Consider the following 25,060-nt stretch of genomic DNA (forward strand, 5'->3'; position numbering starts at 1 on the left):
TGCAGACTCAGCTGAACGTTTCAGCGGTTGCGCGCTCAATCACTGAACGCGCGAGTGGTTTCACCTCTTTCGCTGAACGCCTCATCGATGATCTCTTGCTGCTCCACCGCGTGCACCTTGCTCGAGCCCGACGACGGCGCCGACATCGAACGACGCGAGATGCGCTTGATCCCGGCCAATTTGTCGGGCAGCAACTCGGGCAGCGCCAGACCGAAGAACGGCCACGCGCCCTGGTTGGCCGGCTCCTCCTGAACCCATCTGAATTCGGTGGCATTCGGGTAGCGGTCGAGCGTCGCGCGCAGGCGACGGCTCGGAACCGGGTACAACTGTTCGATGCGAACGATCGCGATGTCCTCGCGGTTGTCCTTGTGCTTTCTCGCCAGCAGTTCCCAGTACAGCTTTCCGCTCACGAGGAGAACGCGGCGGACCTTGGCGCGGTCGGCGGCGCCGTCCTCGTACGCCGGTTCCTCGAACACCGAGCGGAACTTGCCGGTGGTGAAGTCTTCGACCTCCGAGACAGCAGCCTTGTTGCGCAGCATCGACTTCGGTGTGAAAACGACCAGCGGGCGACGGATTCCGTCGAGCGAGTGACGCCGCAGCAGGTGGAAGTAGCTCGCCGGTGTGGACGGCACCGCGACCGTCATCGAACTCTCGGCACACAGCTGCAAGAAGCGTTCGATGCGACCGGACGTATGGTCGGGGCCTTGACCCTCATGGCCGTGCGGCAGCAGCAGCACGACGTCGGAAAGCTGTCCCCACTTGGCTTCACCTGAGGAGATGAATTCGTCGATGATCGACTGCGCACCGTTGACGAAGTCGCCGAACTGGGCCTCCCAGAGCACCAGTGCATCCGGATTACCCACGGCGTAGCCGTATTCGAAGCCGACGGCCGCAAACTCGCTGAGGGCGGAGTCGTAGACCATGAACTTGCCGGGGTTCTCGCTGCCCAGGTTCTGCAGAGGAGTGTATTCCGCACCGGTCTTGCGATCGATGAGCACCGAGTGGCGTTGGGTGAAGGTGCCGCGCCTCGAGTCCTGGCCGGACAGGCGAACGATCTTGCCCTGGTCGACAAGTGAACCGAAGGCGAGCAGTTCTGCGAACGCCCAGTCGATCTTGCCTTCGCGTGCCATTTCCCGCCGCTTCTCGATGACGGGCTTGACGCGCGGATGCACCGTGAACCCTTCGGGAAGGTCGACGAAAGCGTCCCCGATCCGCTCCAGAACCGAGACGTCGACGGACGTCTTCAGCTTGGTCGGCAGCGGCTGGTCCAACTCGACCGACGAGCTGGGGCCGGGTGCGTACTTCTCGAGTTCGCGGACCTCGTTGAACACCCGCTCGAGTTGACCCTGGTAGTCGCGTAGGGCGTCTTCGGCTTCCTTCAGCGAGATGTCGCCGCGGCCGATCAGGGATTCGGTGTAGCTCTTGCGGACACTGCGCTTGGTGTCGATGACGTCATACATCGCCGGTTGCGTCATCGAGGGGTCGTCGCCCTCGTTGTGACCGCGGCGGCGGTAGCAGATCATGTCGATGACGACGTCCTTCTGGAACTTCTCGCGGAAGTCGACGGCCAGCTGGGCAACCCACACGCAGGCCTCGGGGTCGTCGCCGTTGACGTGGAAGATCGGCGCGCCGATCATTTTCGCCACGTCGGTGCAGTACTCGGAGGACCGGGAGTGTTCAGGGGCGGTGGTGAAGCCCACCTGGTTGTTGACCACGATGTGCACGGTGCCACCGGTCCGGTAGCCACGCAGCAGTGCCAGGTTCAACGTTTCGGCAACCACGCCCTGACCGGCGAACGCGGCATCTCCGTGCAGCATCAGCGGAAGGACGGTGAAGCCGTCCTCGCCCTTGTCGAGGATGTCCTGCTTGGCGCGGACCAACCCCTCGAGGACGGGGTCGACCGCCTCGAGGTGTGAGGGATTGGCGGTGAGGGAAACGGTGATGTCGTTGTCACCGAACATCTGGATGTACGTGCCCTCGGCGCCGAGGTGATACTTCACGTCGCCGGAGCCGTGAGCGGCCGCCGGGTTCATGTTGCCCTCGAACTCGGTGAAGATCTTGGAGTACGGCTTGCCGACGATGTTCGCCAGAACGTTCAGGCGACCACGGTGCGGCATGCCGATCACGACCTCGTCGAGCGCGTGCTCGGCGGCCTGATCGATAACGGCGTCCATCATCGGGATAACGGACTCGGCACCCTCGAGCGAGAATCGCTTCTGGCCGACGTACTTGGTCTGCAGGAACGTCTCGAAGGCCTCGGCCGCGTTGAGCTTGCTCAGGATGTACTTCTGTTGGGCGACCGTCGGCTTGACGTGGTGTGCCTCGACCCGGTCCTGCAGCCACTGCTGCTGTTCCGGCTCGAGGATGTGCGTGTACTCGACACCGATGTGGCGGCAGTACGCGTCACGCAGCACGCTGAGGACATCGCGCAGCTTCATCTTGGACTTGCCGTGGAAGCCGCCGACTTTGAACTCGCGGTCGAGGTCCCAGAGCGTCAGGTCGTGCGTGGTGACGTCGAGATCCGGATGGCTGCGGAACTTGTCCTTGACGAACTGGAGTGGGTCCGTGTCGGCCATCAGGTGACCGCGGTTGCGGTACGCGGCGATCAACTCCAGAACACGAGTGCTCTTGTCGACTGCGCCCTCCGGTACGTCCCGCCGCCAGCGGACCGGCTCGTACGGAATACGCAGGGAGTGGAAGATCTCGTCGTAGAACTCGTCGCTGATCAGCAGGTTGTGAATGGTCCGGAGGAAATCGCCGGACTCGGCGCCCTGAATGATGCGGTGGTCGTACGTCGAGGTGAGGGTCATGAGCTTGCCGACGCCCATCTCGGCGATGCGCTCGTCGCTCGCACCCTGGAACTCCGCGGGGTACTCCATCGCGCCGGCACCGATGATGGCGCCCTGGCCGTTCATCAGGCGCGGCACCGAGTGCACGGTGCCGATCCCACCGGGGTTGGTGAGCGAGATCGTGACACCCGCGAAGTCTTCGGCCGTGAGCTTGCCGTCACGCGCACGACGAACGATGTCCTCGTAGGCGCTGTAGAACTGCGTGAAGTTGAACGTGTCGGTCTTCTTGATCGCCGCGACGACGAGGGACCGGCTGCCGTTCTTGCCGGGCAGGTCGATAGCCAGGCCGAGGTTGGTGTGTTCGGGGGTGACCACGTTCGGCTTGCCGTCGATCTCGGCGAAGTGGCGGTTCATGTTCGGGAATACCTTGACGGCCTGCACGATCGCGTACCCGAGAAGGTGGGTGAACGAGATCTTGCCGCCACGGGTACGGGCGAGGTGATTGTTGATGACAATGCGGTTGTCCGCCATCAGCTTCGCGGGAATGGCGCGCACGCTCGTTGCAGTCGGAATCTCGAGCGATGCCGACATGTTCTTCGCGACGGCAGCAGCCGCGCCGCGGAGAACTTTCGACTCGGGCTTGGCAGGAGCCTCGGCGGCAGGGGCGGATGCCTTCGTGTCCTTGACGGTCTTCGGTGCCGGGGCACTCTTCGGAGCGGCCTTGGGGGCCTTGGGAGACGCAGCCTTGGGAGACGCAGCCTTGGGAGACGCGCTCTTCGGCGCGGCACCGTTTGCCTGCTTGGTTTGGGGCGCAGGTGCGGTCTTCGGTGCGGAGGCCTGGGGGGTCGAAGTCGAGGCCGAGGGGGCAGCGGTTGCGGCGGCTTCGGCGGTTCCGTGTCCGTTGGCCGCGCCGGCCTTCGAGGCAGTCTCGGGAGAATAATCTGTCAGGAATTCGTGCCAGCTGGCGTCCACGGACGACGGGTCGTCCTGGAAGCGCTGGTACATCTCGTCAACCAGCCATTGGTTCTGTCCGAACTGGGATGTAGAGCTGCTGCTCACGGCAGGTATTCGCCTCGTTTCTATTTCGGTACCCGATCAGAGTGCCTATATAACATGAGAGTAGCCCCCGCGTGTTACGCGTACTTAACCCGACGAACACGTGTTGACCGTCCCACGGCTTTTCGATGGGGTTACCATCGATGACGGTTCTCGCCCCGCGATTATTCCCCGCTACTGTCTCCGCCGCATCTCGCAACGCACGAGAGCGGTTGTCCTCATAGCTCAACGAGGTACGGAATCCGGTCTGGACCACCGGTCCCCAGTTGACGCCGTTTGGTTGTCGAATAGGTCACGGCAACGTGCCATGACACCGCCAACATAACAGAAGTATGACGGCAAGTCGGGTCGCTCGTTTCGAGGACTACCTGCTAGATGGCCGAATCGGGGGTCTGCTCGTCGGTCCGTTGCCGCCAGGATCGGCACGATGCGCCGGCGGTGCCACACACTTCCCAATGCACCGGCCAACCCTTGCCTACGGGTGACGCATCCCACTTCCGCGACGGAGGTGACGGAGCAGAACACCCGTCAACCGCAACCGGCAATGTGTTCGGGTCGCACGGGCACCCGGGGGAGTTCCAAGCCGGTGGCGTCTCTGATCGCAGCGACGATCGCGGGTATGGAAGACAACGTGGGGGGTTCGCCGGCTCCGCGGAGCCCGTACGGAGCTAGCGGGTCCGGGCTCTCGACGATCTCGAGGCGCATCGGTGGCATGTCTACGATCGTGGGAATGAGGTAGTCGGCGAACGACGGGTTCTGTACCAGCCCGTCCTTGATGACGATCTCCTCCATCACCGCCAGCCCGAGGCCCTGGGCCGACCCGCCGTGGATCTGGCCTTCCAGTGCCAACCGGTTGAGGACTTTGCCCACATCCTGCACGGCGGCCATCTCGACAACCTTGACCAGGCCGAGCTCGACATCGACGTCGACGACCGCGCGGTGTACGCACAACCCGTGCTGAGTGTGAACGGCGCCCTGCCCGGTTGCCGGGTCCATGCCGCTGGTGGCCCGGTGGTGAAACTCCCGAGTCTGCTCGATGACTCGGTCGCCGAGAACGTCCTCGAGGGCGGCGATCGTACCTTCCGAGGCCGACTCGATCTTTCCCCCGACCAGGCTCAAGTCTTCGACGACCCGGCCCAGATGGATTCTTGTCAGAGCGAAGACGACGTCGCGTACCGCTTCGCAGGCTGCCTTCACCGCACCTCCGGTGATGTACGACTGGCGCGACGCTGAAGTCGATCCGGCACTGCCGACTCGGTTGTCGGCAGGGTGGATGGTGACTCGGGTGACGCCCAGTTCGGTACGGGCGATCTGCGTCTGCAGCGTCACCAGACCCTGGCCCACTTCGGCGGCGGCGGTGTGCACCAGCGCGGTGGCCTCGCCGCCTATGACCTCGAGTCTGACTCGGGCCGTGGAGTAGTCGTCGCGGGACTCGGAGGAGCAGAAGTTCTTGATGCCGACCCCGTAGCCGACGCCTCGCACCACACCCTCACCGTGGGTGGTCTGCGAGGCACATCCAGGAAGGCTCCACATGTCGGTGGTATCGGGCGGGGCAGGCATCGGCAACGCTTCGGCCCGCGTGATCATCTCGGCGAGCGGAGTGGCCGCCTCGATCACCTGCCCTGTGGCCAGTGCTGAGCCCTGTTTGATCGCATTGATCCGGCGCACTTCGACCCGGCTGATCCCACAGGCCTCGGCCACCTTGTCCATCATCGACTCGTACGCGAAGCACGCCTGCAGGGCGCCGAAACCGCGCATCGCTCCACACGGAGGATTGTTGGTGTAGACACCGTACGAATCGATCTCGATATTGGGAATCACGTACGGGCCGACGGCGAGAGAGGCGGCGGTACCGACGATGCCCTGAGTGGCCGACGTATAGGCACCACCGTCGAAAATGAGTTCCGTGTCGGCGAAGAGCAGCTTCCCTTCGCGCGTCGCCCCGTACTCATAGCGCATCTGGGCCGGGTGCCGGTGTACGTGGCCGAAGAATGACTCGTAGCGGCTGTACACGATCTTGACCGGCTTGCCGGTGTGTAGCGCCAGCATTGCCGCGTGGATCTCCATCGAGAGATCCTCGCGACCGCCGAACGCCCCGCCGACACCGGCAAGAGTCATCCGGATCTTCTCCTGCGGCAAGTCGAGGCACGGTGCGATCTGTTCGAGATCCTTGTGTATCCACTGCGTGGCGACGTACAGATCGACGCCGCCGTCCTCGTTCGGAATCGCCAGTCCGGACTCCGGCCCGAGGAACGCGGGATCCTGGCTCCCGGTAGCGAACTCGCCGCTGACCACCACGTCCGCCGCCGCCCGAGCGGAAGCGACATCGCCGACGCGGACCGGCTGATGGCGAACCAAGCCGCCGAGCTCTTGAACTTTCGGATAACTGGGGTCCAATGCTGCGCGGCGTACATCGACAAGCGGTTCGAGCACCTCGTAGTCGACGACGATCTTCTCCATCGCTCGCCGCGCCGTCTCCGGGTGGTCGGCAGCGACGAGGGCGATCGGTTCGCCCTGATACCTGACCTCTTCGAACGCAAGTACCGGTTGGTCTTGCGGACTGCTCATACCGAAGCACTTTCGCCCCGGGACATCCTCGTGAGTGAGGACTGCCTCCACGCCGGCAGTGGCGAGAGCCTCACCGATCTGCACGGACAAGATTCTTGCCCGCGGGTGTGGGCTGCGAAGGGTTGCACCCCAAAGCATTCCGTCGATCGAGAGGTCTGACGAGAAGGCGAACTCTCCTTTGACCTTCAGCGACCCGTCCGGCCGTAGTGGGCTATCACCGACCCCTCCCTGACCCGGCGCGACGATTTCTCCCGGTGTCCGCGATGGTTTCGGTGTCTGCAATGGCGTGGTCACAGTGACACCGGCCTCGGTGAGGTGGCGATCGACCCCGCTCTCCGTGAGGCGGCGAGGCGCACCGCGTCGAGGATCTTTTCGTAGCCAGTGCAGCGGCACAGATTGCCGGCGAGGGCCTCACGAATTTGCGTATCGGACGGATTGTCCACTCGTTCGAGTAGGTCATGTGCCTGCATCACCATGCCCGGGGTGCAGAACCCACACTGGATGGCGCCACATTCGACGAATGCCTCCTGAATCGGACCGAGCTGGTCGCCATCAGCGAGCCCTTCCACTGTGCGAATTTCGCGTCCTTGGACCTGACCCGCGGCCACCAGGCAGGCGCATGTCGGAAGGTCGTCGAGATAGACCGTGCACGACCCGCATGCGCCCTGCTCGCAGGCGTTTTTCGAGCCCGGAAGCCCTACTCGTTCGCGGAGGAGGTAGAGGAGGCTCTCGCCTTCCCACACATCGTCTACCACCTGCTGCTTGCCGTTGACTGTGCATGTCACACGCATGTTCAGGCTGCCTTCCCGTTGTTCGCATGGTCTTGCCAAGCCCAGGTGAGAGCTCTTCTGGCGATGACTGAGAGAGCGTGCCTGCGGTATTGCGCCGTGGCTCGAACATCGTCGACTGGGTCGGCAGCCTCGGCAACCAGATTGCCGAACGTGCGGGCGACCGCGCCGTCGAGCGCACCGTCCCAATCGAGTTCGGCGGCCAGGAAGTCCTCGGCCGCAAGGGCGCGGCGTGGGCTGGGGGCGGCCGATCCGAGCCCCGTGCCGACGCGGCGCTCCCCCGGGAACAGAGCAATCGAGAAGGAACATGTTGCCGCCACCATCGCGTTCCGCTTACCGATCTTGGAGAAGTACTGCGGGCCGGAGGCCGGCGCAACATGGAAAGCGCGGATGAGCTCATCGGGGGCGAGCGCGTTCCGCTTCGCGCCCAGGAAAAACTCGGTGGCCGGGATCATTCGCGCGCCGCGGGCAGACGATTCGACTTCGATCACGGCGCCCATCGCCAGCAGCGGCGCATGGGTGTCACCGGAGGCCGCACCGAGATTTCCGCCGACGGTACCGCGGTTGCGGATCTGGCTCGAGCCGATGGTCCGGGCGGCCTGGGCGAGTGCAGGTAGTCGGTCGCCGAGTTCCGAGATCAGTCGCGCATACGGCACCCCCGCCCCGACCCGCAGCGTTCCGTTCTCCAGTTGCTCCCACCTGGTCAGTTCGGTGACCGGATTGAGGTCCAGCAGCGCCGTCGGTCGATTCAGGTCCAAGTTCAACCCGACCATGACGCTGGTGCCGCCCTGGATGGGTACGGTGCTGGGACGTTCGACCATGACGGTCAGGGCGTCTTCCCAAGCTTCTGGTCGCAGGAAATCCATGATGTCCGGTGCTCTCCGCTCGCGGTGGGTTCCCATCCAGTACTACTCCCGCAGACGGCGCAGGGCGAGTGAGAAGGTCTCGAGCGATTGATGACCCTCGGGGCTTGGGTTCACCCTCGAGACGTGGGTTCGTGATTCCTAGAAACCTTCTTGTTCCTTGTGGCGGTACTCCTTGTTCCTTGTGGCGGTATTCGACGGAAGATGCGCCGGAACAAGGTCAGCCGTGATGAGGACGTGAGAGTACGGTATGGCGGATGATCAAGCGTGTTCTCGTTCTGGCCGCGGCAGGCGCGCTGGCTACCGCGTGCGGAAGCCCGCCGACCGAAGAGTCAGCGAACACCACATCCTCCTCGACAACCAGCCCCACCTCGACCGCAGCGACGACAACGAATGTGAGTGCCGAGCAAGCGTTGTACTCGGAGTACGCCAGTGCACTTACTGCGGCCGGAATCGAATTCGAGCCTGGGCGCGAATACGGCTCGTCTTGGGACTGGGATACTGACACTTGCGATGATTTGCGCTCCGGGGATCTGGACCCGTATGACTTCGCTACCAGCTACGGAGTGTTGGCTCAGACCGGAATCGGCCCCCGGATCATCACCATGGTCCCCATCCTGTGCCCCGATCAGCAGCCGATTCTGGACCAAGCCATGGCCGGTGAGGTTCGGCAAACGACGTTCAGTGGCGGCAAGCGGCTCATCGGCAACGGGCTGGAGAAGACGCCGTGGGGGAGCTACTATCTGGCGCCTGGCACGTACCGAACTGAAGGGCCTGCCCGGGATTGCTACTGGGAGCGCTCCGACGCCAACGGCAACATCATCGACAACAACTCCGTCTCGGTTCCACCTTCGGTGACGGTCACCATCGCACCAACCGACGGTGAATTCACCTCTAGAGGCTGCGGCACTTGGAGATTGGTGGAGTAAGACCGCTACTGACTCGTACTGGCGCCGGCCTCGTCGCCCTCCCTGGCCTCGTGACGTCAGTTGATGTCGCGTTGCCGGGTGAGCGCCCAACCGCCCGCGACGAAGGCCACGGTCCAGAGCAGAAGCGTGAGGGGTGCGGCCGGCCAGAGAGGCAGCGCGTCGAGTTCGTTGCCCGCAGCAGCATTGGCGATCGTGCCGAGTGTGGCCGACACCGGGAGGAATCCTCCGATCGAACCGAGCTCGACTCCGCTGAGAATCGATCGGAGGGCCACTTCGCCGACGATGTACCAGGCCAAGAGGATGACGCAGGCCCACACGGAAGAGCCGGTGAGCATCGAGACGCTGCCGCCGATAAGTGCCCACAGCGCTGCACTGACCAGAGCAACGCTCAGCATGGCCAGCAGGGTTCCGCTCATTTCGAAGCTCTCGCCCCCGAACGTCAGTAGCAGGGCGACGCTGGCCACCGCCACGACGAGGCCGTATAGGAACCCGAACGCCGCGGTGACGGCTAGCTTGGCTCCGATGACACCGTCCCGACCGCGTGCCGTGAGGAACGTGGTGGTCAGCGTCTTGTAGCGGAACTCCGTTCCCACGTTTATCGCCCCGAAGAGCGCTGCGAACAGCACGGTGAGGGCGAGTGCGACCCCCAGCCCGAGGAGGGCCGCAGCGGTGTTGGGGTGGAGCGAATCGGTCTCCAATTCGTTCGCGAACGCGCCCGTCGCGGGAAGCGTGATCGCGCCCCCGAACATTCCGACGATCAGAGGTGCGAGACCGAGCATCCACCAGAATCTCAGTGTGGTGACTTTGCGGAACTCCGCAGTAAGCAGTGCTGTCATCGCGGACCTCCGGGCATTGGGCCCTGGTGGTGTGGGCCGTGGTGGGGTGGGGCGTGGCCGGGCGGTGGCGTGTATGCCGGCGGGCCATGCCAAGGCTGCGGTGGGTAAGCCTGGGGTGCGTGCATCTGAGGGGGGCCGTAACCCGATGGCGCAGCCGCGCTCGCCCCGGCCACGTAGTGGCCTGCGGTCATCGAGAGGAACAGTTGCTCGAGATCGATCTGATCACCGACGGTGCCGAAGATCGCAACGCCGGTTCGGTCGGCGACCGTCCGGACGAGATCCTCACCGGCACCGGCGACCGCCAGCCGCCCGTCCGCCATCGACCGAGTATCGGCCACGCCGTTCGCAGCCAGTGCCATCGCCAGCGCGGGCGGGTTGGAGCATGCGACCAGCAGGCGGCTCTGCTGCGACTTGCGCAGCTCGTCCATGCGCCCCTGGTACACGAGTACGCCGCGGCTGACGATCACGAGGTCGTCTACGGCCTGTTCTACTTCCCGCACGTTGTGGCCCGAGATCAAGGCGGTGCGTCCGGATGCGGCGAAACCCTGAAGGAATTCGCGAAGCCAGGCGACCGAGTCGGGGTCGAGCCCATTGGCCGGTTCGTCGAGGACGAGGATCTGCGGATCGCCGAGCAGAGCAGTCGCCAGGGCGAGTCGCTGCCGCATGCCCGGGGAGAATTCCCTTGCCTTTCGCCGCGCCGCGTCCGCAAGGCCGACGACCGAGAGCACCTCTAGTGCCCGTGCCTGAGGAACGCCAATCGCGGCCGCGTACACGGTCAGGTGGTCGAGGGCGGTGCGGCCCGGATGCAGGCCCTGAGAGCCGAGGACGGCGCCGACGGTTCGGGCGGGATCGGCGAGCTCGATAATCGGCAGTCCCATCACGGTGGACGTTCCCGACGTCGGCCGGACCAGCCCCAGGATCATCCGCAGCGTCGTGGTCTTGCCGGAACCGTTGGGGCCGAGCAACCCTGTAATCGAGCCCTGAGGCACCGAGAAGCTCAGATCGGAGACCGCCTGAACGTTCTTGAAAATCTTCGACAGCCCGCGCACCTCGATCGGTGCCGCGAAACTTCCCGGGATTGCAGTGGTCAATCCGTCCCCCTGACACAATCGATTGGAATCGGTTTCGAGACTACTGGGCCGACGACGACGATCTTCGACCCATGACGTCCGGTAGGTTGCCCGCCGCGCACGCTGTCACTCGATTGGGGATCTAGATGAGCAAGAGCCATCATCACCACCGTGATCGTGGACGAGACGTCCTCGCTCCGGCCTACACGGGACGCATGTCGATCGACCCCTTCCCGACGCTGCGACTGCCGGAACGGGCGGCCGATCCAGAGGCAACCTATCGCTTCATCCACGACGAGTTGATGCTCGATGGCAGTTCCCGCCTGAATCTGGCCACGTTCGTCACCACCTGGATGGACCCCGAGGCCGACAAACTTATGGCCGAGACGTTCGACAAGAACATGATCGACAAGGACGAGTATCCGGCCACCGCCGCGATCGAGTCGCGGTGCGTGTCGATGGTGGCCGATCTGTTCCACGCGCCCGATCTGTCGCCCACGGACCCGGCCAGTGCCGTCGGCGTCTCCACCATCGGCTCCAGCGAGGCCGTCATGCTCGGCGGTCTGGCGCTCAAGTGGCGGTGGCGAGCGCGGCGAGAAGAGGAAGGAAAGGACACCTCGCGCCCCAATCTCGTGCTCGGCAGCAACGTCCAAGTGGTGTGGGAGAAGTTCTGCCGGTACTTCGACGTCGAACCCAAGTATCTGCCGATGGAGAAGGGTCGCTACGTGATCACCCCCGAGCAGGTCCGCGAGGCGGTTGACGAAAACACCATCGGAGTGGTCGCGATCGTGGGCACCACCTACACCGGGGAACTCGAGCCGGTGGCCGACATCGCGGAAAGCCTCGACGAACTCGCCGCTTCCGGCGGTCCCGACGTCCCGATCCATGTAGACGCCGCCAGCGGCGGATTCGTCGTTCCGTTCTTATACCCGGAATTGTTGTGGGACTTCAGGGTTCGTCGAGTCGTCTCGATCAACGTCAGCGGGCACAAGTACGGGTTGACCTACCCGGGCATCGGGTTTGTGGTGTGGCGCGGAAACGAACACCTACCCGAGGGGCTGGTGTTCCGGGTCAACTACCTCGGCGGCGACATGCCGACGTTCACCCTGAACTTTTCTCGCCCCGGCAACCAGGTGGTGGGGCAGTATTACAACTTCCTGCGTCTCGGCCGCGCCGGTTACCGGGCAATCATGGAAACCCTGCGCTCCACGGCACTCAGAGTGGGTCAGCGGATCTCCGAGATCGAACACTTCTCCTTGATCAGCGATGGTTCCGAGATTCCGGTAGTGACGTTCGAAATAGTGGGGGACCCCGGATTCACCGTCTTCGACGTGTCACACGAGTTGCGGGCGAGAGGGTGGCAGGTACCCGCCTACACGATGCCCGCCGACGCCGAGGACGTGGCGGTGCTACGCATCGTTGTTCGCGAGGGGTTCAGTGCCGACCTCGGAACGATGGTGTGCGAGGCCATTGAAGCAGCCTGCGCCGAATTGCAACGAAAAAATGGCGGACATTCGACGCAAAGGCACTTCGCTCACTGAGCCTTGGCGTCGGTAGTCATCGCGGTGGTGTTTGCATCGACGCCGCCTCTGCGTTCGAGAACGACAGAGTCCAGGCGTCAGCTGTTCGGCGTGACATCAGTTGCGGGCGCGAGGGTGAAGTAGTTCTCCTCCTCCTGCACGAAGTGCAGACGCAGCACCGCGTGCAGGCCGTACAGGCACGCCAGCAGGTCGTCGATCTGGTCCTCGGAGATCCCGCCGGCCGCGTCGGCGCGCACGAGGTGGGTGCGCAGGCGCCGGGCGAGTCGGTCGATCTCGGCGTGCATCCTGCTCATCGTCGCCGTGGCCTCCGGGTTGCCGAGCGGCGTCGCCAGCGCTGGATAGAGTTCGCGGTCCTCGGCCTCCTCATGCGGTAGGAGGGTGTCGAAGAGGAAAGTATCGACGCGGCGCAGGGCATCGTGCGTCGCAGCGAGGTCACCGGATGCAAGAAGCCCCGCAGTGTCGCGCAGGATCGAGAGCTGGTCCCGTAGTTCGTCGTGTTCGGCGGAGAACCGATGCAACATCGCGGCGGTTTCCACCGGCACCCGAATCTCCCGACCGCGCAGGGCGCGCAGCGCGTTGAGGATCACCGCGACGTCGATCCCCTCCTGCAGCAGTGCGCCGGCCGCGGGCGGCAGCAATCCGAACGCGGCAAAGCCCATGGCCACCAACGACAGTCCCATCCCGACGGCCGCGCTCTGCACGGCGATGCGGCGCGAGCGGCGGGCGATCGCCATCGCATCCGCCAGGGGGTCGAGGCGGTCGGTCGTGAGAACGACGTCCGCCGCCTCGGAGGTCGCCGTCGACCCCCGGGCGCCCATTGCGACGCCGACGGTCGCGGCCGCGAGCGCGGGTGCGTCGTTGACGCCGTCGCCGACCATCACCGTGACAGCACGCTCGCGCTCGGTACGCACGCCGGCCACCTTGGCGGCCGGGGTCTGCTCGGCGTACACAGCGTCGAGACCGAGGGCAGACCCGATCTCTTCGGCGGGCGCGCGCCGGTCGCCAGTGAGCATGACCAGCCGGTTCAGCCCGGCCGAGCGGAGGCGGCGAACGGTTCGGAACGCGTCACGGCGCACCGGATCGGCCAACAAGATCGCACCGGTGAGCACACCGTCGACGGTGACCCAGGCGATCGCGGCGCCGTCGAGTGCGGCTCGCCCCTTTGCGGACCGCGCCCACCCCGGTGCGTCGACGGGCAGATCCAGGGTGCCGACGGTGACCCTTCGGCCGTCGACGGTGGCGGTGACGCCGGTTCCTGCTTCCTCGTTCGCCTCGGTGGGCAGCGACAGCTCGAGTCCCCGGATCCTCGCTTCCTGCACTATGGCGTCGGCGAGCACGTGCGGGGAGAGTTGATCGGCCGACGCGGCCAGCCGCAACACCTCGGTGGCATCGCCGTCGGGGGCGGTGAGTACCTCGGCACCGGTGGGTCGGCCGGTGGTGAGGGTACCGGTCTTGTCCATCACCAATGTTGTTGCGTGTCCGAGATTCTCGAGAGAACTACCGTTGCGGATGACGACACCGAGGCGGGATGCGCGGGAGAGCCCCGACACGATCGCCACGGGGACGGCGAGCAGCAGTGGGCACGGCGTGGCGACGACGAGCACGGCCACCGCGCGGGTCGCCGAACCGCTGAGAAGCCAAGCGGCACCGGACACCGCTAGTGCGAGCGGCAGGAACCAGCCGGCGATGCGGTCTGCGACCCGCACGACGGGAGCGCTCTCGGCCGCGGCGTCCTGCGCCAGTCGCACGATACCGGCGTAAGTACTGTCCTCCGCGGTGGCGCGGGCCTGCATCTCGAAGACCGGACCGGCATTGACGATGCCGCTGCGCACCGCCTCACCGCGTCGCCGCGACACAGCGAGTGGCTCGCCGGTGAGGGCGGATTCGTCGAGCACGGCCAACTCGGAAGTGACCCAGCCGTCGACCGGCACCACTTCGCCACCGCCTACGACGAGTGCATCGCCGACGGTGATGCTCTCGAGGGGAACGGTTTCCACGCCGTCGTCGATCCGTTTGCGCGCGGTGCGGGGAGCGCGGTCGAGCAGTGATCGCAGATCTTTGGTGGCGCGCCGGCCTGCAGCGGCGTCGAGGGCCTGGCCTGTTGCCAGCATGACGGCGATCAGCGCTCCCGCGAGGTACTCCCCGACCAGGAGCGTGCCGATCAGGGACAGGACGGCGATGAGGTCGACTCCGACGCGTCGGTGTCGCAACGCGTCGACCACCCACCAGGTAGCGGGCACGATCGCGACGACCGTGCCGGCTATCCAGGAGGCGTCGGCGACGTCGTGCGCGCCGCCGAGCCACGCGACCCCGCCGGCCACGAGCGCCAGGGCTGTGACTACCAGGAACGCGGGCTCCCCCGAGCGGCGCAGACGCCCGAGCCACCGGGATTGAATGTTGGACCTCACAATCACCCCGCCACTTACCAACCTGTCGTTGTGGACCTCAACTGACGTTACCGTGTCCGAGGGATCCGTTCTGCACGTCGCAGTTCTTCTTCAACACGCCCATGTCGCACCACACCGAGAAGACCGTGTGAGCAGCTATCTTCGATTTGTCCTATTCGACCGGTGCGTAGTGACGCTGCGCCACTAGCTGACAACTCCGGATCTGACACGGGTGCTCGACCCGATACCGGCGGTTGTCGAGAGGAAATTGTGAAGACAGAGATCAGCAGTGGGCCTGCGTTCGCGTTCGCCGAGATCGCCATTCCGCCAGGAGGATCCGTCAGAGTAGAGGCCGGGGCGATGGCGATGATGCGGGGCGACGTCTCGACCAGTACGTCGACGCGCGGCGGATTCATGAAGGGGCTCCGTCGTGTCCTGGGTGGGTCGAGCTTCTTCGTCAACGACTTCACCAGCCAAAACGGGGGCGTCGTGGGCGTCGCCGGGCCGCTCCCGGGTGATCTGGCCGAGACCAGCATCGACGCCGGGGGCGCGTTGCTGGTTCAGTCCGGTTGCTGGATCGCATCGGACGCGACCGTCGACGTCGATGCGAAGTGGGGCGGCAGCAAGGGGTTCTTCAGCGGTGCGGGTCTCGTGCTGTTGCGGTGCAGCGGCAGTGGACAGATGCTGCTGTCCAGCTACGGCGCCATCCGGTCGGTGACGCTCGCACCGGGGGAGACGATAACGCTCGACACCGGCCACGTCGTAGCGTTCGACGAGACCGTCCAGTACACCGTACGAAAGGCTGGCGGATGGAAGTCGACGCTTCTCGGCGGCGAGGGGCTCGTCACCGAGTTCGCCGGACCGGGGCGCGTCTGGCTGCAGACCCGCAACACGACGGACCTGGTCAAGTGGTTGAGTGCCAGGATGCCGTCGAACCGCGGCAGCAGCAGAATCGGCGGAGGCGACGACTGAACGAACTCGGTCAGTCGGGCTCGACGAGGTCGCCCTGGGGTGACGTCGGCGCCGGCTCTGCCTTCGAGAATGTCAGAGTCCCGTCGTCGATCGGGGTGTCTCGCAGCACGACGACGTCCCTGTAGTAGTCCATCTGCAAGTTCCACGGATCCTCGGTGCCGGCCTGCGGCCACAGGTGCGCGGACCGCTGGATGTACCCGGCGGCGAAGTCGAGCAGCGGCTGGGTCGGCATGTCGGGCCGGTCGTTCTCGGCCACCGCGACCGTAGCGCCGCGGCGATCCATCTCGGTCAGCAACCGGCACAGGAAGTCGGCGACGAGGTTGACCTTGAGCGTCCAAGGGGCGTTGACATAGCCGACGGCAAACGAGAAGTTCGGGATGTCGGAGAGCATCGTTCCCTTGAACGCCAGTCGTTTCGTGAGGTCGACGGGTTCACCGTCGATGCTCAGGTCGACGCCGCCGAGCGCCAGCAGGTCGAGTCCGGTCGCAGTAACGATGATGTCGGCGTCGAGGTGCTTGCCGGAGGTGAGCGCGATTCCGGTCTCGGTGAACGTCTCGATTGTGTCGGTGACCACCGAGGCCTTTCCCTTACGGATCGTCTTGAACAGGTCACCGCCCGGGACGACGCACAGGCGCTGATCCCACGGGGCGTACCGGGGGTTGAAGTGGGTGTCGACGTCGAAGCCGGCTGGCAGCATGCGCTTGTTGAGCCATCGGATGACGGCCCGTGCCTGCCGCGGGAAGCGGCGGCACAGCTTGTAGACCCAGACGTTCTGCGCGATGTTCTTCTTGCGGGTGAGCCGGTACCCGCGTTCGTCGCCGAGGAGGCGACGGAACACGCCGTAGAGCGCATCCTCGGCGGGCAGCGGAATGATGTACGTGGGCGAACGCTGGAGCATCGTGACGTGTTCGGTCGCGTCGGCCATTGCGGGGATCAGCGTGACGGCGGTCGAGCCTGACCCGATGACGACGACCCGTTTGCCGACGTAGTCCAGGTCCTCGGGCCAGTGCTGGGGATGCACGATCTGTCCGCTGAACCGGTCCTCGCCTGGAAACTCGGGGGTGTAGCCCTTGTCGTAGTTGTAGTAGCCGGCGGCGCAGAAGAACCAACTCGCAGTGAACGTCGCTGTTTCGCCACTGTCGCCGATGCGAGCGGTAATTGTCCAGAGTGCGTCCGAGGGTGACCAGTCGGCCCGAATTACCTTGTGGTGGTATCGAATACGATCATCTATGCCGTACTCGCGAGCAGTCTCGCGGATATAGCTGAGGATGTCGGCGGCTGGCGCAAGAGCCTTCCGGCCTTTCCACGGCTTGAAGTCGTACCCGTAGGTCTGCACATCCGAATCGGAGCGGATGCCCGGGTAACGGAACAGGTCCCAGGTGCCGCCTGAGGCCGCGCGGGATTCGAGGATCAGCAACGACCGCTGCGGGTGTTCCCGGCGCAGGCGTGCCGCGACCCCGATCCCGGACAGCCCGGCTCCGACGATGAGGACGTCGACATGTGTGGTCTGGGCCGTGCGGGTCTCGGACGGTCTTGCGGGGCGTTCGGGGCTCATCGAATCCTCCGGTGCGCGTGCTTGTAAACCTCGTCTGCCTGCACGATATCCCTTTCGGGCGATTCGGCGAGAGCGACTTCGAACAGATTCTCGTTGCGACGCACGGAGTGGTTGTTCTGCGGAGTCGTCCACCGGGCCGGGATTCAGGCGGTGTACCGAAATTATTCACAAATCGAACATCGGGTGAACATTCGAGAACTCCGCCAAATCGGGCCGACCATCCGCCCGAGTTGTGTTGTGATCCTTAGGTGTTGGAAAACAACGAGAGCACGGGAGTGAGCCGGCGCGGCGTACTGCGTGGCTCGATGGTTCTGGCTGGAGTGGGGTTGGTTGCCGCGACAGCGGGACGGGCCTCGGCCGAGTCTGCGGTGCCGGGGTTCGTTCACGGTGTCGCGTCCGGTGATCCCCTCCCTGACCGGGTGATCATCTGGACCCGGGCCACCCCCTCTGCCGACGCGCTACCGGGGTCGGGCGTGGGGCAGAAGATTTTGGTGTCTTGGCAGGTGGCGGCCGATCCGGCCTTCGTGAACGTCGTGCGCAGCGGCGTGGCGGACACCGGCCCGGACACCGACCACACGGTGAAGGTCGACGTCACCGGCCTGCGCGCGGGCACCGAGTACTTCTACCGGTTCACAGCGTTCGGACAGACGTCTCCGACAGGACGCACCCGCACCGCACCCCCGGCCGACTCGGACGTCGAGCGCATACGGTTCGGTGACGTCTCGTGCTCGAACTGGGAGGCCGGCTATTTCGCGTCGTACCGCCACCTCGCCGATCGCGACGACCTCGACGCGATCGTCCATCTCGGCGACTACCTCTACGAATACGGCCGCAACGTCTTCGGCGCGCGGAACGGTTCTGTCCGACTGCACGATCCGGAGCACGAGATCGTCTCGCTTGCCGACTACCGGATCCGGCACGCGCAGTACAAGACAGACCCGGATCTCATGGGGTTGCACGCCAAGGTGCCGTTCATCGCCACATGGGACGACCACGAGTCTGCCGACAACGCGTACGTCGGCGGCGCCGACAACCACGATCCGGCCACGGAGGGGGATTGGGGCGCGCGCAAGGCTGCTTCGATGCAGGCCTACTTCGAGTGGATGCCGGTGCGCGTGGGTGGCACTGTCGGCGACGCCGCGCTCTACCGCCGGTTCCGGTTCGGGAACCTCGCCGAACTGTCCATGCTCGACCTGCGCACCTACCGCGACAAGCAGGCGACGACGGGCGCCGGGTGGCGCAATATCGACTCCTCCGACAGGTCGATCACCGGACGTGCGCAGATGGATTGGCTGACCAGCGGAATCGTCACATCGCCCGCGCAGTGGAAGATCGTCGGCAACTCGGTGATGATCTCGCCGGTCATGCTCCCGCCGCTCGACCCCCGCACGATGGGAGCGATCACCGACACGGTCGGGTTACCCGACGCCGGAATCCCCTACAACACCGATCAGTGGGACGGCTACAGCGCCGACCGCCGCAGACTCTTCGATGCCATCGCCGCAAACGGGGTCCGCAACACCGTCTTCCTCACCGGTGACATCCATACCTCCTGGGCGTGCGACCTGCCGCTGAACGCTGGGGACTACCCGGGCGCCGGCACCGTCGGCACCGAGCTGGTGGTGCCGTCGGTGACCTCGGTCAATATCGACGACATACTCGGCGTTCCTCCGCGGACCGCCACCGTCGCAGTCGAGGCGGCGATCAAATCGATCAACCGCCACATACGCTACGTCGAACTCGACTCTCACGGCTACGGTGTGTTTGAGGTGAACAAGCAAGGGGCGCAGATGGACTGGTTCTACATCAGCGACCCCAAGGATCCGCGCGCCACGGTTCGGCACGCGATGAGCTACCGGGTCGCCGACGGCACCGCGCACGCTCACCCGGTTGCGACCCCGCTTCCGCGCTAGTGTTGTGGGTGGCTACCTGCTCGGACCTTTCACACGGCTGGGGTACGAGCACACCTCTACCCTCGCGTTCACCCGCCGCCGCGGATCGTCCAAGGAGTCCTGATGTCCGATCAGTCGTTCAACGAGGTACTGAGCGCCCACGATCACCGTTCCCAGCCCGAACTGTTGATGCCGGAGGCGGTGCTGTCCCGGACGGCCGCGGATCTGGCCACCAAGTACACAGGGGTGTTCTCTCCGCAAACAGTCGAGCGGTACGTCTTCGAGTCCTACACCGCGCTGAGGCTGGTCGCGAAGGTCCACACCCACCTGCCGACGCTCGCCGGACGGTTCGCCGCCGATCGGCTCACCGCGCTCGCGCAGTCGCAGGGGGCGGTGCCCAAGACTGCGCCTGAGGTGCTGTTCGTCTGCGTCCACAACTCCGGCCGCTCCCAGATGGCCGCCGCGTTGCTCGCCCACTACGCCCTCGGGCGGGTTCACCCCCGCTCCGCGGGATCGGCACCGATCGATGCCATCGAGCCGGCCGTCATCGAGGCGATGGGTGAGTTCGGGATCGACCTCGGCTCAGAGTTTCCCAAGCCGCTCACCGACGACGTCGTGGCAGCCGCCGACATCGTGGTGTCTATGGGCTGCGGGGAAGCGTGCCCGGTCTACCCCGGCAAGCGCTATCTGGACTGGGCTACCGACGACCCGTATGGACAGCCGCTCGAGCAGGTCCGCCGAATTCGCGACGACATCGATTCCAAGGTGCGCGATCTGCTCGGCCAACTCGTCCCCACCACTGATTGACCGCCCACCTCTGACCGCATCGAAAGGGTCGTGCATGTCCACCACACCGAAGGTGCTGTTCGTCTGCGTCCACAACGCGGGCCGTTCTCAGATGGCCGCCGGGTTCCTCTCCGCGCTCGCCGGGGATCGAATCGAGGTACGATCCGCCGGGTCCGCGCCGGCAGGCCAGGTTAACCCGGCCGCGGTCGAGGCGATGGCTGAGGTCGGCATCGACATCTCCGCGGAGAATCCGAAGGTTCTCACCGTCGACGCGGTGTTGGCTTCCGACGTGGTGATCACCATGGGCTGCGGCGACACTTGCCCGGTCTTCCCCGGTAAGAGCTACCGCGACTGGGTGCTCGATGATCCGGCGGGCCAGGGAATCGATGCGGTCCGTCCGATCCGCGACCAGATCAAGGTCAAGGTAGAGGCGTTGATCGCCGAGTTGACTTCGCAGACCGCCGCCCACTGAACCGGTTCATCCCGAGGGCGGGCCGTCCTGGTGGGCGATCAAGCTCGAGCTGCGGGAAGCTGGTCCGGCCAGTGTGCGGGGGCCGGACCGAAGGCTTCGCGTGCGTTGTCTATCAGGCCCCTGCCGATGGCCCGGTTGCCCGCGCCGCCGATGGCGGCACCGATGCCGGCGGGCACGAGTTTGCCGAGGATCAGTGCGCTGCGCCGGGCTGCGTACCTGGTGATGAACTTGCGCACCAAGGTGTTGTTCATGCCGATCATCGTGGAGCCGGGAACACGGTTGGTGATGGCGCTCGTCCAGTTCTTTGCCGTCACGCCTGTCGCTTTCTGGACGATCTCCATGCCTGATTCGCCAAGGGCCACCGTGAGAACGAGTGCCCGCCGTTGCTGATGGTCGGCGGCGGAGACGCCGTGCACAGATGCCACCGCGAGGGTGAGTAGAGCGGCTGCCTCCAGGAAGAACGCTGTTTCCGCACCCACCGCCGCGACGGATGCAACCGTACCGACACCCGGTACGGCGGCGGCGGCGCCCACGGCGCTGCCACTACCCGTTACCGCGAGCAGGAACATCTTCTCCATACGCTCGACGATCTGCGCCGGCGATTCGCCGGGATGTGAGCGGCGGACCCACTCGACGTACTTGGCCACCGCAGGGGCCTGAAGGCGACTTCCGCTGTCGAGGACCGAGACCAGTGCCTTCTCGACCGATCCACCATTGCCAATCATCGTCGACCCCCACTTTCTGCGTACCTCGCGCTCTGGGACCAACTGTAGGCGAGCGCCACATTTGTCCGATTCGAGGTCGGCCTACAAGCTGATTCGGCCGGGCGCACTCACTCTCGATGTACTGGAGGAAAGCACGATCCTCGTTCGATGAGTCGAACGGGAAGTACGTTGTTTCGGCGGTAGCGGCGGCGTGGATGGTCGATGCGGTGGAGGACTCGATCCATCGCCTGGCGTCCGAGGTCGGCGGGGCTCTGGTCGATAACCGTAAATGGTGGGGACAGGGCGTCAGCCATGGGGAAGTCGCCGAATCCGATGGTGGAGAGATCGTGCAGGTTCAGTTGCTGTATTGCGGGGATGCTCGCCATCGAGATTCGGGCATTCGACAGGAACAGGGCGGTCGGGGGAGAGGCGAGGGACATCAGCATCTCGAGAATTTTGCCGGCGCCTTCTCGGGTCCCTGCCCCCATCACGATCAGTTCCTCGTCTTGGGGGATGTTCCGGGCGTCTAGGGCGTGTCGGTACCCGAGCAGTCGGTTCCTGGTGGTCGGAATCGACTCGGTATCCCCGACGAAGGCGACGCGCCGGTGCCCCAACTTCAGTTGATGTTCGGTCGCCATGACGGCTCCGTCGTGGTCGGCGTGGACGAAGCTGTCCGAGGGGACCCCTTTCGTCGCGCGGTCGACGAACACGGTCGGTACTTGCGTGGTCCATCGTTTGAGGTAGCCGTGGTCGGATCCGGTCGGGGCCAAGATCAGCCCGCTCAGCCGACGACGCAGCAGCGACTCGACAATTGGGCGTTCTTGCGCTCGGTCGTCGCCCAAACTCGTCATGATGACCGCCATATCCCTTTTGTGTGCACTGGTTTCGACGGCGTGTGCGATCGCGGCGAAGAACGGGTCGGCGATATCGGGAACGGCGAGTCCGATGGCTGCGGGGCGGCCAGTGCGAAAGGTGGTGGCCATCGTGTTGGGAACGTAGTTCAGCGATTCGAGTGCTGCCATGACGCGCGCTCGCGTATCCGGACTCACGTGAGGATCGTCGTTGTAGACGCGGGAGACCGTCTTCGCGCTGACGTTCGCCAGCTCCGCAACATCTTGCATCGTGGTCATCATCGCGCCTTCGCTTGGTTGGGATCTTTCCTGCGGTGCACAATCTGAGTTCGCGCAACCGGTAAATCATTGTCGGCCAAACGATCTTGCCAGATGCAGGCCTGCCACACGGCGTGCCACACCGTCTTGCCGCGTCCGATCAGCGGCAGGTGTATCCGCCGTCGACCGGCAGGCAGACGCCGGAGATCATGGAAGCGGCGTCGCTGAGCAGGAAGCCGATCGGTGCCGCGATCTCGTCTTCGGTAGCCCACCGTCCGAGTGGCATCTGCTCGAGATACGGCTTCTCGATTTCGGGCTGTCCCCAGTATGAGGCGGACATTTCCGTCATCACTACGGTGGGGTTGACGCTGTTGACGCGGATGTTGTACTTGCCCAGTTCCAGGGCGGAGACTCGGGTGATGTTGTCGAGTGCGGCCTTCGACGAGCCGTAGGAAATGTGGCCGGGGAGGGCGACGAGGGCGGCCTGGCTCGAGACGTTGACGATCGCACCACCCTTGCCCTTCGCCACCATCGAGGGTGCCGCATACTTGATGACCAGCAGCGCACCACGAGCGTTGACGCTGATCGCCTTGTCGAAGACCGCGATATCGGTGTCCTGTGGGGTAGCGATCTCGCCGCCGAAACCGCCGCAGTTGACCACGCCCCAGAGTTCGAGCCCACGGAGAGCGTCGCGGATGCTGTCTTCGGAGGCGAGGTCGAACGGCAGCGGGTGCGCCCCGGTTTCTTCCCGGAGCTTCGTCAGTGCCTCCACGGACCTACCGGAGGCGAAGACCTGTGCGCCTTGGGATACCAACAGGCGCACCGTCGCTGCACCGATGCCCCCGCTCGCGCCGGTTACCAAGATGGACTTGCCGGTGAAGTCGGCCACCAAGATCACTCTCTCTCAGGTTCATACCGAACAGTCGATCGGAGAATATCGATCGGTTTCGCGATGTTTGACCGCGATCGGATGCCCATCATAGCGGCAATGTCATCGATGTCATGGTCTTGCGTAGATTTTCTATGTCACCGATGACATCAATTTGCCCGCAGGTAGTGACAACGGGAGTTGTGTAGGTCACACTGGATGCCATTGATGTCCACGAGGTGTCAGCGACAGGACCACCGGTTATGTTTCAGCAAGCTTCACGCGCCCGATTTCGAGAACGCACCGAAGGGCACAACGATTCTGTGGCTCCTGTGGTGAGTGCGACGGCTTGCGGATATGCACATGGACCAATCGTTCTCGCGGCGACTATGGACGAACTCGCGGATCGTGCCCGCACCATGATCGCGGGTGGGCAGCGGCGACTACTCGGGATCACAGGTTCCCCCGGCGCCGGGAAGTCCACGCTGTCCAGGGCGCTCGTTGCATCACTGGGGGAGCAGGCTGCGCTTGTCGGTATGGACGGATTTCACCTGGCAAACGATGAGTTGCTCCGTCTCGGACGCAGGGACCGAAAGGGTGCACCCGACACTTTCGATGTCGACGGATATGTCGCACTGCTGAAACGACTACGACATCAGCAGTCTCCCGTGATATACGCCCCCACGTTCGATCGTGGGCTCGAGGAGCCCATCGGAAGCGCGGTTGCGGTCTACACCGGTGTTCCCTTGGTCGTGACGGAGGGAAATTATCTACTGACCGGCAGCGGCGGTTGGGAACGTGTTCACCCGGTATTGGACGAGGTGTGGTTCCTCGATGTCCCCCACCGCGTGCGGGAAGGCCGGTTGATCGGGCGGCATCAGGCGTTCGGGAAAACCCTCGCTCAGGCCCGCGAATGGGTACGCGAGGTGGATCTGCGCAATGCCGATCTCGTCGAAGCGATGCGTGCGCGCGCCGATCTGGTGGTCGAAGTACTCGACGACCTCTCCCACGAGGACAGCTCGTGGTGAGCGGCGCATCCACGCAGAACGGAAATGTCGAGGGGGCCGCGACCGAAGCACACGAGCAAGGAGTATCCGCGATGAATGCTGCGCCCACCACCGTGCCGATCTTGGAAGCACGAGCGTTATCCCGCAGTTTCGGGCACGTAAGGGCTCTGGACGGCGCCGATTTCGAGATCTATCCCGGTGAGGTCGTCGCCCTGATCGGTGACAACGGCGCAGGCAAGTCGACGCTCGTCAAGGCGATGTCGGGAAACCTGAGTCTCGACTCGGGGGAGATCCTCTTCTCGGGAGTGCATGTAGATCTCAAAAACCCCAACGCTGCAAGCGAATTGGGAATCGAGACCGTATATCAGGATCTTGCGCTTGCGCCGCATCTCAATGCCGCGCAGAACATGTTTCTCGGCCGTGAACTGCCAGCGAAGGGATTGCCCGGCCGTCTCGGGTTCCTTGATACCAAAACCATGAGAGAGAAATCTCGCAAAGCTCTCGACGACCTGAGGGCGACGGTGCCTACTTTGACCGATCCGGTCGGAGTCATGTCGGGTGGCCAGCAACAGGCGATCGCGATCGCGCGCGCTGTGGCGTGGGCAAAAGGTGTGGTCTTCCTCGACGAGCCCACGGCGGCACTCGGGGTCGTGCAGACACAGAATGTCCTCGAAACAATCCGGCGGATCGCCTTCAATGGCGTCGCGGTGGTCTTGATCAGTCACTCGATGCCGCACGTGATCGAAGTGGCGGATCGGGTCCAGGTGCTGCGCCAGGGGCGACGTGTGGCCACCTATGAAGCCAAGAACACTTCCATGGAAGAACTTGTCGGTGCGATGACCGGCGTAACCGACGGAGCAGCGTAGCC

General features: G+C 64.7%; 19 protein-coding genes. 8 read left to right on the forward strand and 11 right to left on the reverse strand.

Annotated features, from left to right (window positions below):
* Nucleotides 1–35: 35 nt before the first annotated feature.
* From BFN03_RS02905 to BFN03_RS02920, 4 genes are all read right to left on the reverse strand, one after another.
* A complete protein-coding gene (locus BFN03_RS02905; protein WP_070377747.1) occupies nt 36–3,848 on the reverse strand; it encodes a multifunctional oxoglutarate decarboxylase/oxoglutarate dehydrogenase thiamine pyrophosphate-binding subunit/dihydrolipoyllysine-residue succinyltransferase subunit in 3,813 nt (1,270 codons plus the stop codon).
* Between the two features lie 525 nt (nt 3,849–4,373).
* A complete protein-coding gene (locus BFN03_RS02910) occupies nt 4,374–6,707 on the reverse strand; it encodes a xanthine dehydrogenase family protein molybdopterin-binding subunit (protein WP_232320416.1) in 2,334 nt (777 codons plus the stop codon).
* Nucleotides 6,704–7,204 carry a (2Fe-2S)-binding protein gene (locus BFN03_RS02915; RefSeq protein WP_070377748.1) on the reverse strand — a complete coding sequence of 167 codons (501 nt, stop codon included), beginning with the start codon at nt 7,202–7,204 and terminating at the stop codon, nt 6,704–6,706. Before BFN03_RS02915 ends, BFN03_RS02910 begins: the two co-directional genes overlap by 4 nt.
* Nucleotides 7,205–7,206: 2 nt before the next feature.
* The gene (locus tag BFN03_RS02920; RefSeq protein WP_232320418.1) at nt 7,207–8,103 is read right to left on the reverse strand and encodes an FAD binding domain-containing protein; all 897 of its coding nucleotides are present in this window, start codon (nt 8,101–8,103) and stop codon (nt 7,207–7,209) included.
* A 218-nt stretch (nt 8,104–8,321) separates the two neighbouring features.
* Between BFN03_RS02920 and BFN03_RS02925 the strand changes: the two genes are divergently transcribed.
* A complete protein-coding gene (locus BFN03_RS02925) occupies nt 8,322–8,993 on the forward strand; it encodes a hypothetical protein (RefSeq protein ID WP_070377750.1) in 672 nt (223 codons plus the stop codon).
* 56 nt (nt 8,994–9,049) lie between these two features.
* Here BFN03_RS02925 and BFN03_RS02930 read toward each other — a convergent pair whose 3' ends face one another.
* Nucleotides 9,050–9,829: an ABC transporter permease gene (locus BFN03_RS02930; RefSeq protein ID WP_070377751.1), complete on the reverse strand. Its 780-nt coding sequence runs from the start codon at nt 9,827–9,829 to the stop codon at nt 9,050–9,052.
* Nucleotides 9,826–10,920, reverse strand: a complete 1,095-nt coding sequence (locus tag BFN03_RS02935) for an ABC transporter ATP-binding protein (RefSeq protein WP_070377752.1) — start codon at nt 10,918–10,920, stop codon at nt 9,826–9,828. Before BFN03_RS02935 ends, BFN03_RS02930 begins: the two co-directional genes overlap by 4 nt.
* A gap of 125 nt (nt 10,921–11,045) precedes the next feature.
* On the opposite strand from BFN03_RS02935, the gene BFN03_RS02940 reads away from it, so the two are divergent.
* Nucleotides 11,046–12,440: a glutamate decarboxylase gene (locus BFN03_RS02940; RefSeq protein ID WP_070377753.1), complete on the forward strand. Its 1,395-nt coding sequence runs from the start codon at nt 11,046–11,048 to the stop codon at nt 12,438–12,440.
* Nucleotides 12,441–12,517: 77 nt separating this feature from the next.
* Here the strand turns inward: BFN03_RS02940 and BFN03_RS02945 are convergent, their stop codons facing one another.
* Complete coding sequence (locus tag BFN03_RS02945; RefSeq protein WP_070380565.1) at nt 12,518–14,848, reverse strand: heavy metal translocating P-type ATPase; 2,331 nt, start codon at nt 14,846–14,848, stop codon at nt 12,518–12,520.
* 249 nt (nt 14,849–15,097) lie between these two features.
* Between BFN03_RS02945 and BFN03_RS02950 the strand changes: the two genes are divergently transcribed.
* Entirely contained in the window at nt 15,098–15,799 is a 702-nt protein-coding gene (locus BFN03_RS02950) for a TIGR00266 family protein (RefSeq protein ID WP_070377754.1), read from the forward strand.
* 10 nt (nt 15,800–15,809) lie between these two features.
* Here the strand turns inward: BFN03_RS02950 and BFN03_RS02955 are convergent, their stop codons facing one another.
* The gene (locus BFN03_RS02955) at nt 15,810–17,354 is read right to left on the reverse strand and encodes a flavin-containing monooxygenase (RefSeq protein WP_070377755.1); all 1,545 of its coding nucleotides are present in this window, start codon (nt 17,352–17,354) and stop codon (nt 15,810–15,812) included.
* Nucleotides 17,355–17,659: 305 nt separating this feature from the next.
* Between BFN03_RS02955 and BFN03_RS02960 the strand changes: the two genes are divergently transcribed.
* The 3 genes from BFN03_RS02960 to BFN03_RS02970 all read left to right on the forward strand — a co-directional run bounded on the left by BFN03_RS02960 (nt 17,660) and on the right by BFN03_RS02970 (nt 20,504).
* A complete protein-coding gene (locus BFN03_RS02960) occupies nt 17,660–19,267 on the forward strand; it encodes an alkaline phosphatase D family protein (RefSeq protein ID WP_198163467.1) in 1,608 nt (535 codons plus the stop codon).
* A gap of 102 nt (nt 19,268–19,369) precedes the next feature.
* Entirely contained in the window at nt 19,370–20,053 is a 684-nt protein-coding gene (locus BFN03_RS02965) for an arsenate reductase/protein-tyrosine-phosphatase family protein (RefSeq protein ID WP_070377757.1), read from the forward strand.
* Between the two features lie 34 nt (nt 20,054–20,087).
* Nucleotides 20,088–20,504 (forward strand): arsenate reductase ArsC, encoded by a 417-nt coding sequence (locus tag BFN03_RS02970; protein WP_070377758.1) that lies wholly within the window; start codon nt 20,088–20,090, stop codon nt 20,502–20,504.
* Nucleotides 20,505–20,542: 38 nt separating this feature from the next.
* Here BFN03_RS02970 and BFN03_RS02975 read toward each other — a convergent pair whose 3' ends face one another.
* From BFN03_RS02975 to BFN03_RS02985, 3 genes are all read right to left on the reverse strand, one after another.
* Nucleotides 20,543–21,229, reverse strand: coding sequence for a hypothetical protein (locus tag BFN03_RS02975; protein ID WP_070377759.1), 687 nt, complete (start codon nt 21,227–21,229; stop codon nt 20,543–20,545).
* A 107-nt stretch (nt 21,230–21,336) separates the two neighbouring features.
* A complete protein-coding gene (locus tag BFN03_RS02980) occupies nt 21,337–22,338 on the reverse strand; it encodes a LacI family DNA-binding transcriptional regulator (RefSeq protein WP_070380566.1) in 1,002 nt (333 codons plus the stop codon).
* 139 nt (nt 22,339–22,477) lie between these two features.
* Nucleotides 22,478–23,206, reverse strand: coding sequence for an SDR family oxidoreductase (locus tag BFN03_RS02985; RefSeq protein ID WP_070380567.1), 729 nt, complete (start codon nt 23,204–23,206; stop codon nt 22,478–22,480).
* Between the two features lie 368 nt (nt 23,207–23,574).
* On the opposite strand from BFN03_RS02985, the gene BFN03_RS02990 reads away from it, so the two are divergent.
* Nucleotides 23,575–24,213, forward strand: a complete 639-nt coding sequence (locus BFN03_RS02990) for a nucleoside/nucleotide kinase family protein (protein ID WP_070377760.1) — start codon at nt 23,575–23,577, stop codon at nt 24,211–24,213.
* The gene (locus BFN03_RS02995; protein WP_442971860.1) at nt 24,210–25,058 is read left to right on the forward strand and encodes an ATP-binding cassette domain-containing protein; all 849 of its coding nucleotides are present in this window, start codon (nt 24,210–24,212) and stop codon (nt 25,056–25,058) included. Before BFN03_RS02990 ends, BFN03_RS02995 begins: the two co-directional genes overlap by 4 nt.
* Nucleotides 25,059–25,060 lie beyond the last annotated feature (2 nt).

The sequence above is a fragment of the Rhodococcus sp. WMMA185 genome (assembly GCF_001767395.1).
In the GTDB taxonomy this organism is placed as follows: Bacteria; Actinomycetota; Actinomycetes; order Mycobacteriales; family Mycobacteriaceae; genus Rhodococcus_F.

Coding starts and splice junctions, on each gene's coding strand:
- BFN03_RS02915 (WP_070377748.1), bottom strand. CDS start 7,204: ATGCGTGTGACATGCACAGTCAACGGCAAGCAGCAGGTGGTAGACGAT.
- BFN03_RS02920 (WP_232320418.1), bottom strand. CDS start 8,103: ATGGGAACCCACCGCGAGCGGAGAGCACCGGACATCATGGATTTCCTG.
- BFN03_RS02925 (WP_070377750.1), top strand. CDS start 8,322: ATGATCAAGCGTGTTCTCGTTCTGGCCGCGGCAGGCGCGCTGGCTACC.
- BFN03_RS02930 (WP_070377751.1), bottom strand. CDS start 9,829: ATGACAGCACTGCTTACTGCGGAGTTCCGCAAAGTCACCACACTGAGA.
- BFN03_RS02940 (WP_070377753.1), top strand. CDS start 11,046: ATGAGCAAGAGCCATCATCACCACCGTGATCGTGGACGAGACGTCCTC.
- BFN03_RS02955 (WP_070377755.1), bottom strand. CDS start 17,354: ATGAGCCCCGAACGCCCCGCAAGACCGTCCGAGACCCGCACGGCCCAG.
- BFN03_RS02960 (WP_198163467.1), top strand. CDS start 17,660: ATGGTTCTGGCTGGAGTGGGGTTGGTTGCCGCGACAGCGGGACGGGCC.
- BFN03_RS02965 (WP_070377757.1), top strand. CDS start 19,370: ATGTCCGATCAGTCGTTCAACGAGGTACTGAGCGCCCACGATCACCGT.
- BFN03_RS02970 (WP_070377758.1), top strand. CDS start 20,088: ATGTCCACCACACCGAAGGTGCTGTTCGTCTGCGTCCACAACGCGGGC.
- BFN03_RS02975 (WP_070377759.1), bottom strand. CDS start 21,229: ATGATTGGCAATGGTGGATCGGTCGAGAAGGCACTGGTCTCGGTCCTC.
- BFN03_RS02980 (WP_070380566.1), bottom strand. CDS start 22,338: ATGACCACGATGCAAGATGTTGCGGAGCTGGCGAACGTCAGCGCGAAG.
- BFN03_RS02990 (WP_070377760.1), top strand. CDS start 23,575: ATGGACGAACTCGCGGATCGTGCCCGCACCATGATCGCGGGTGGGCAG.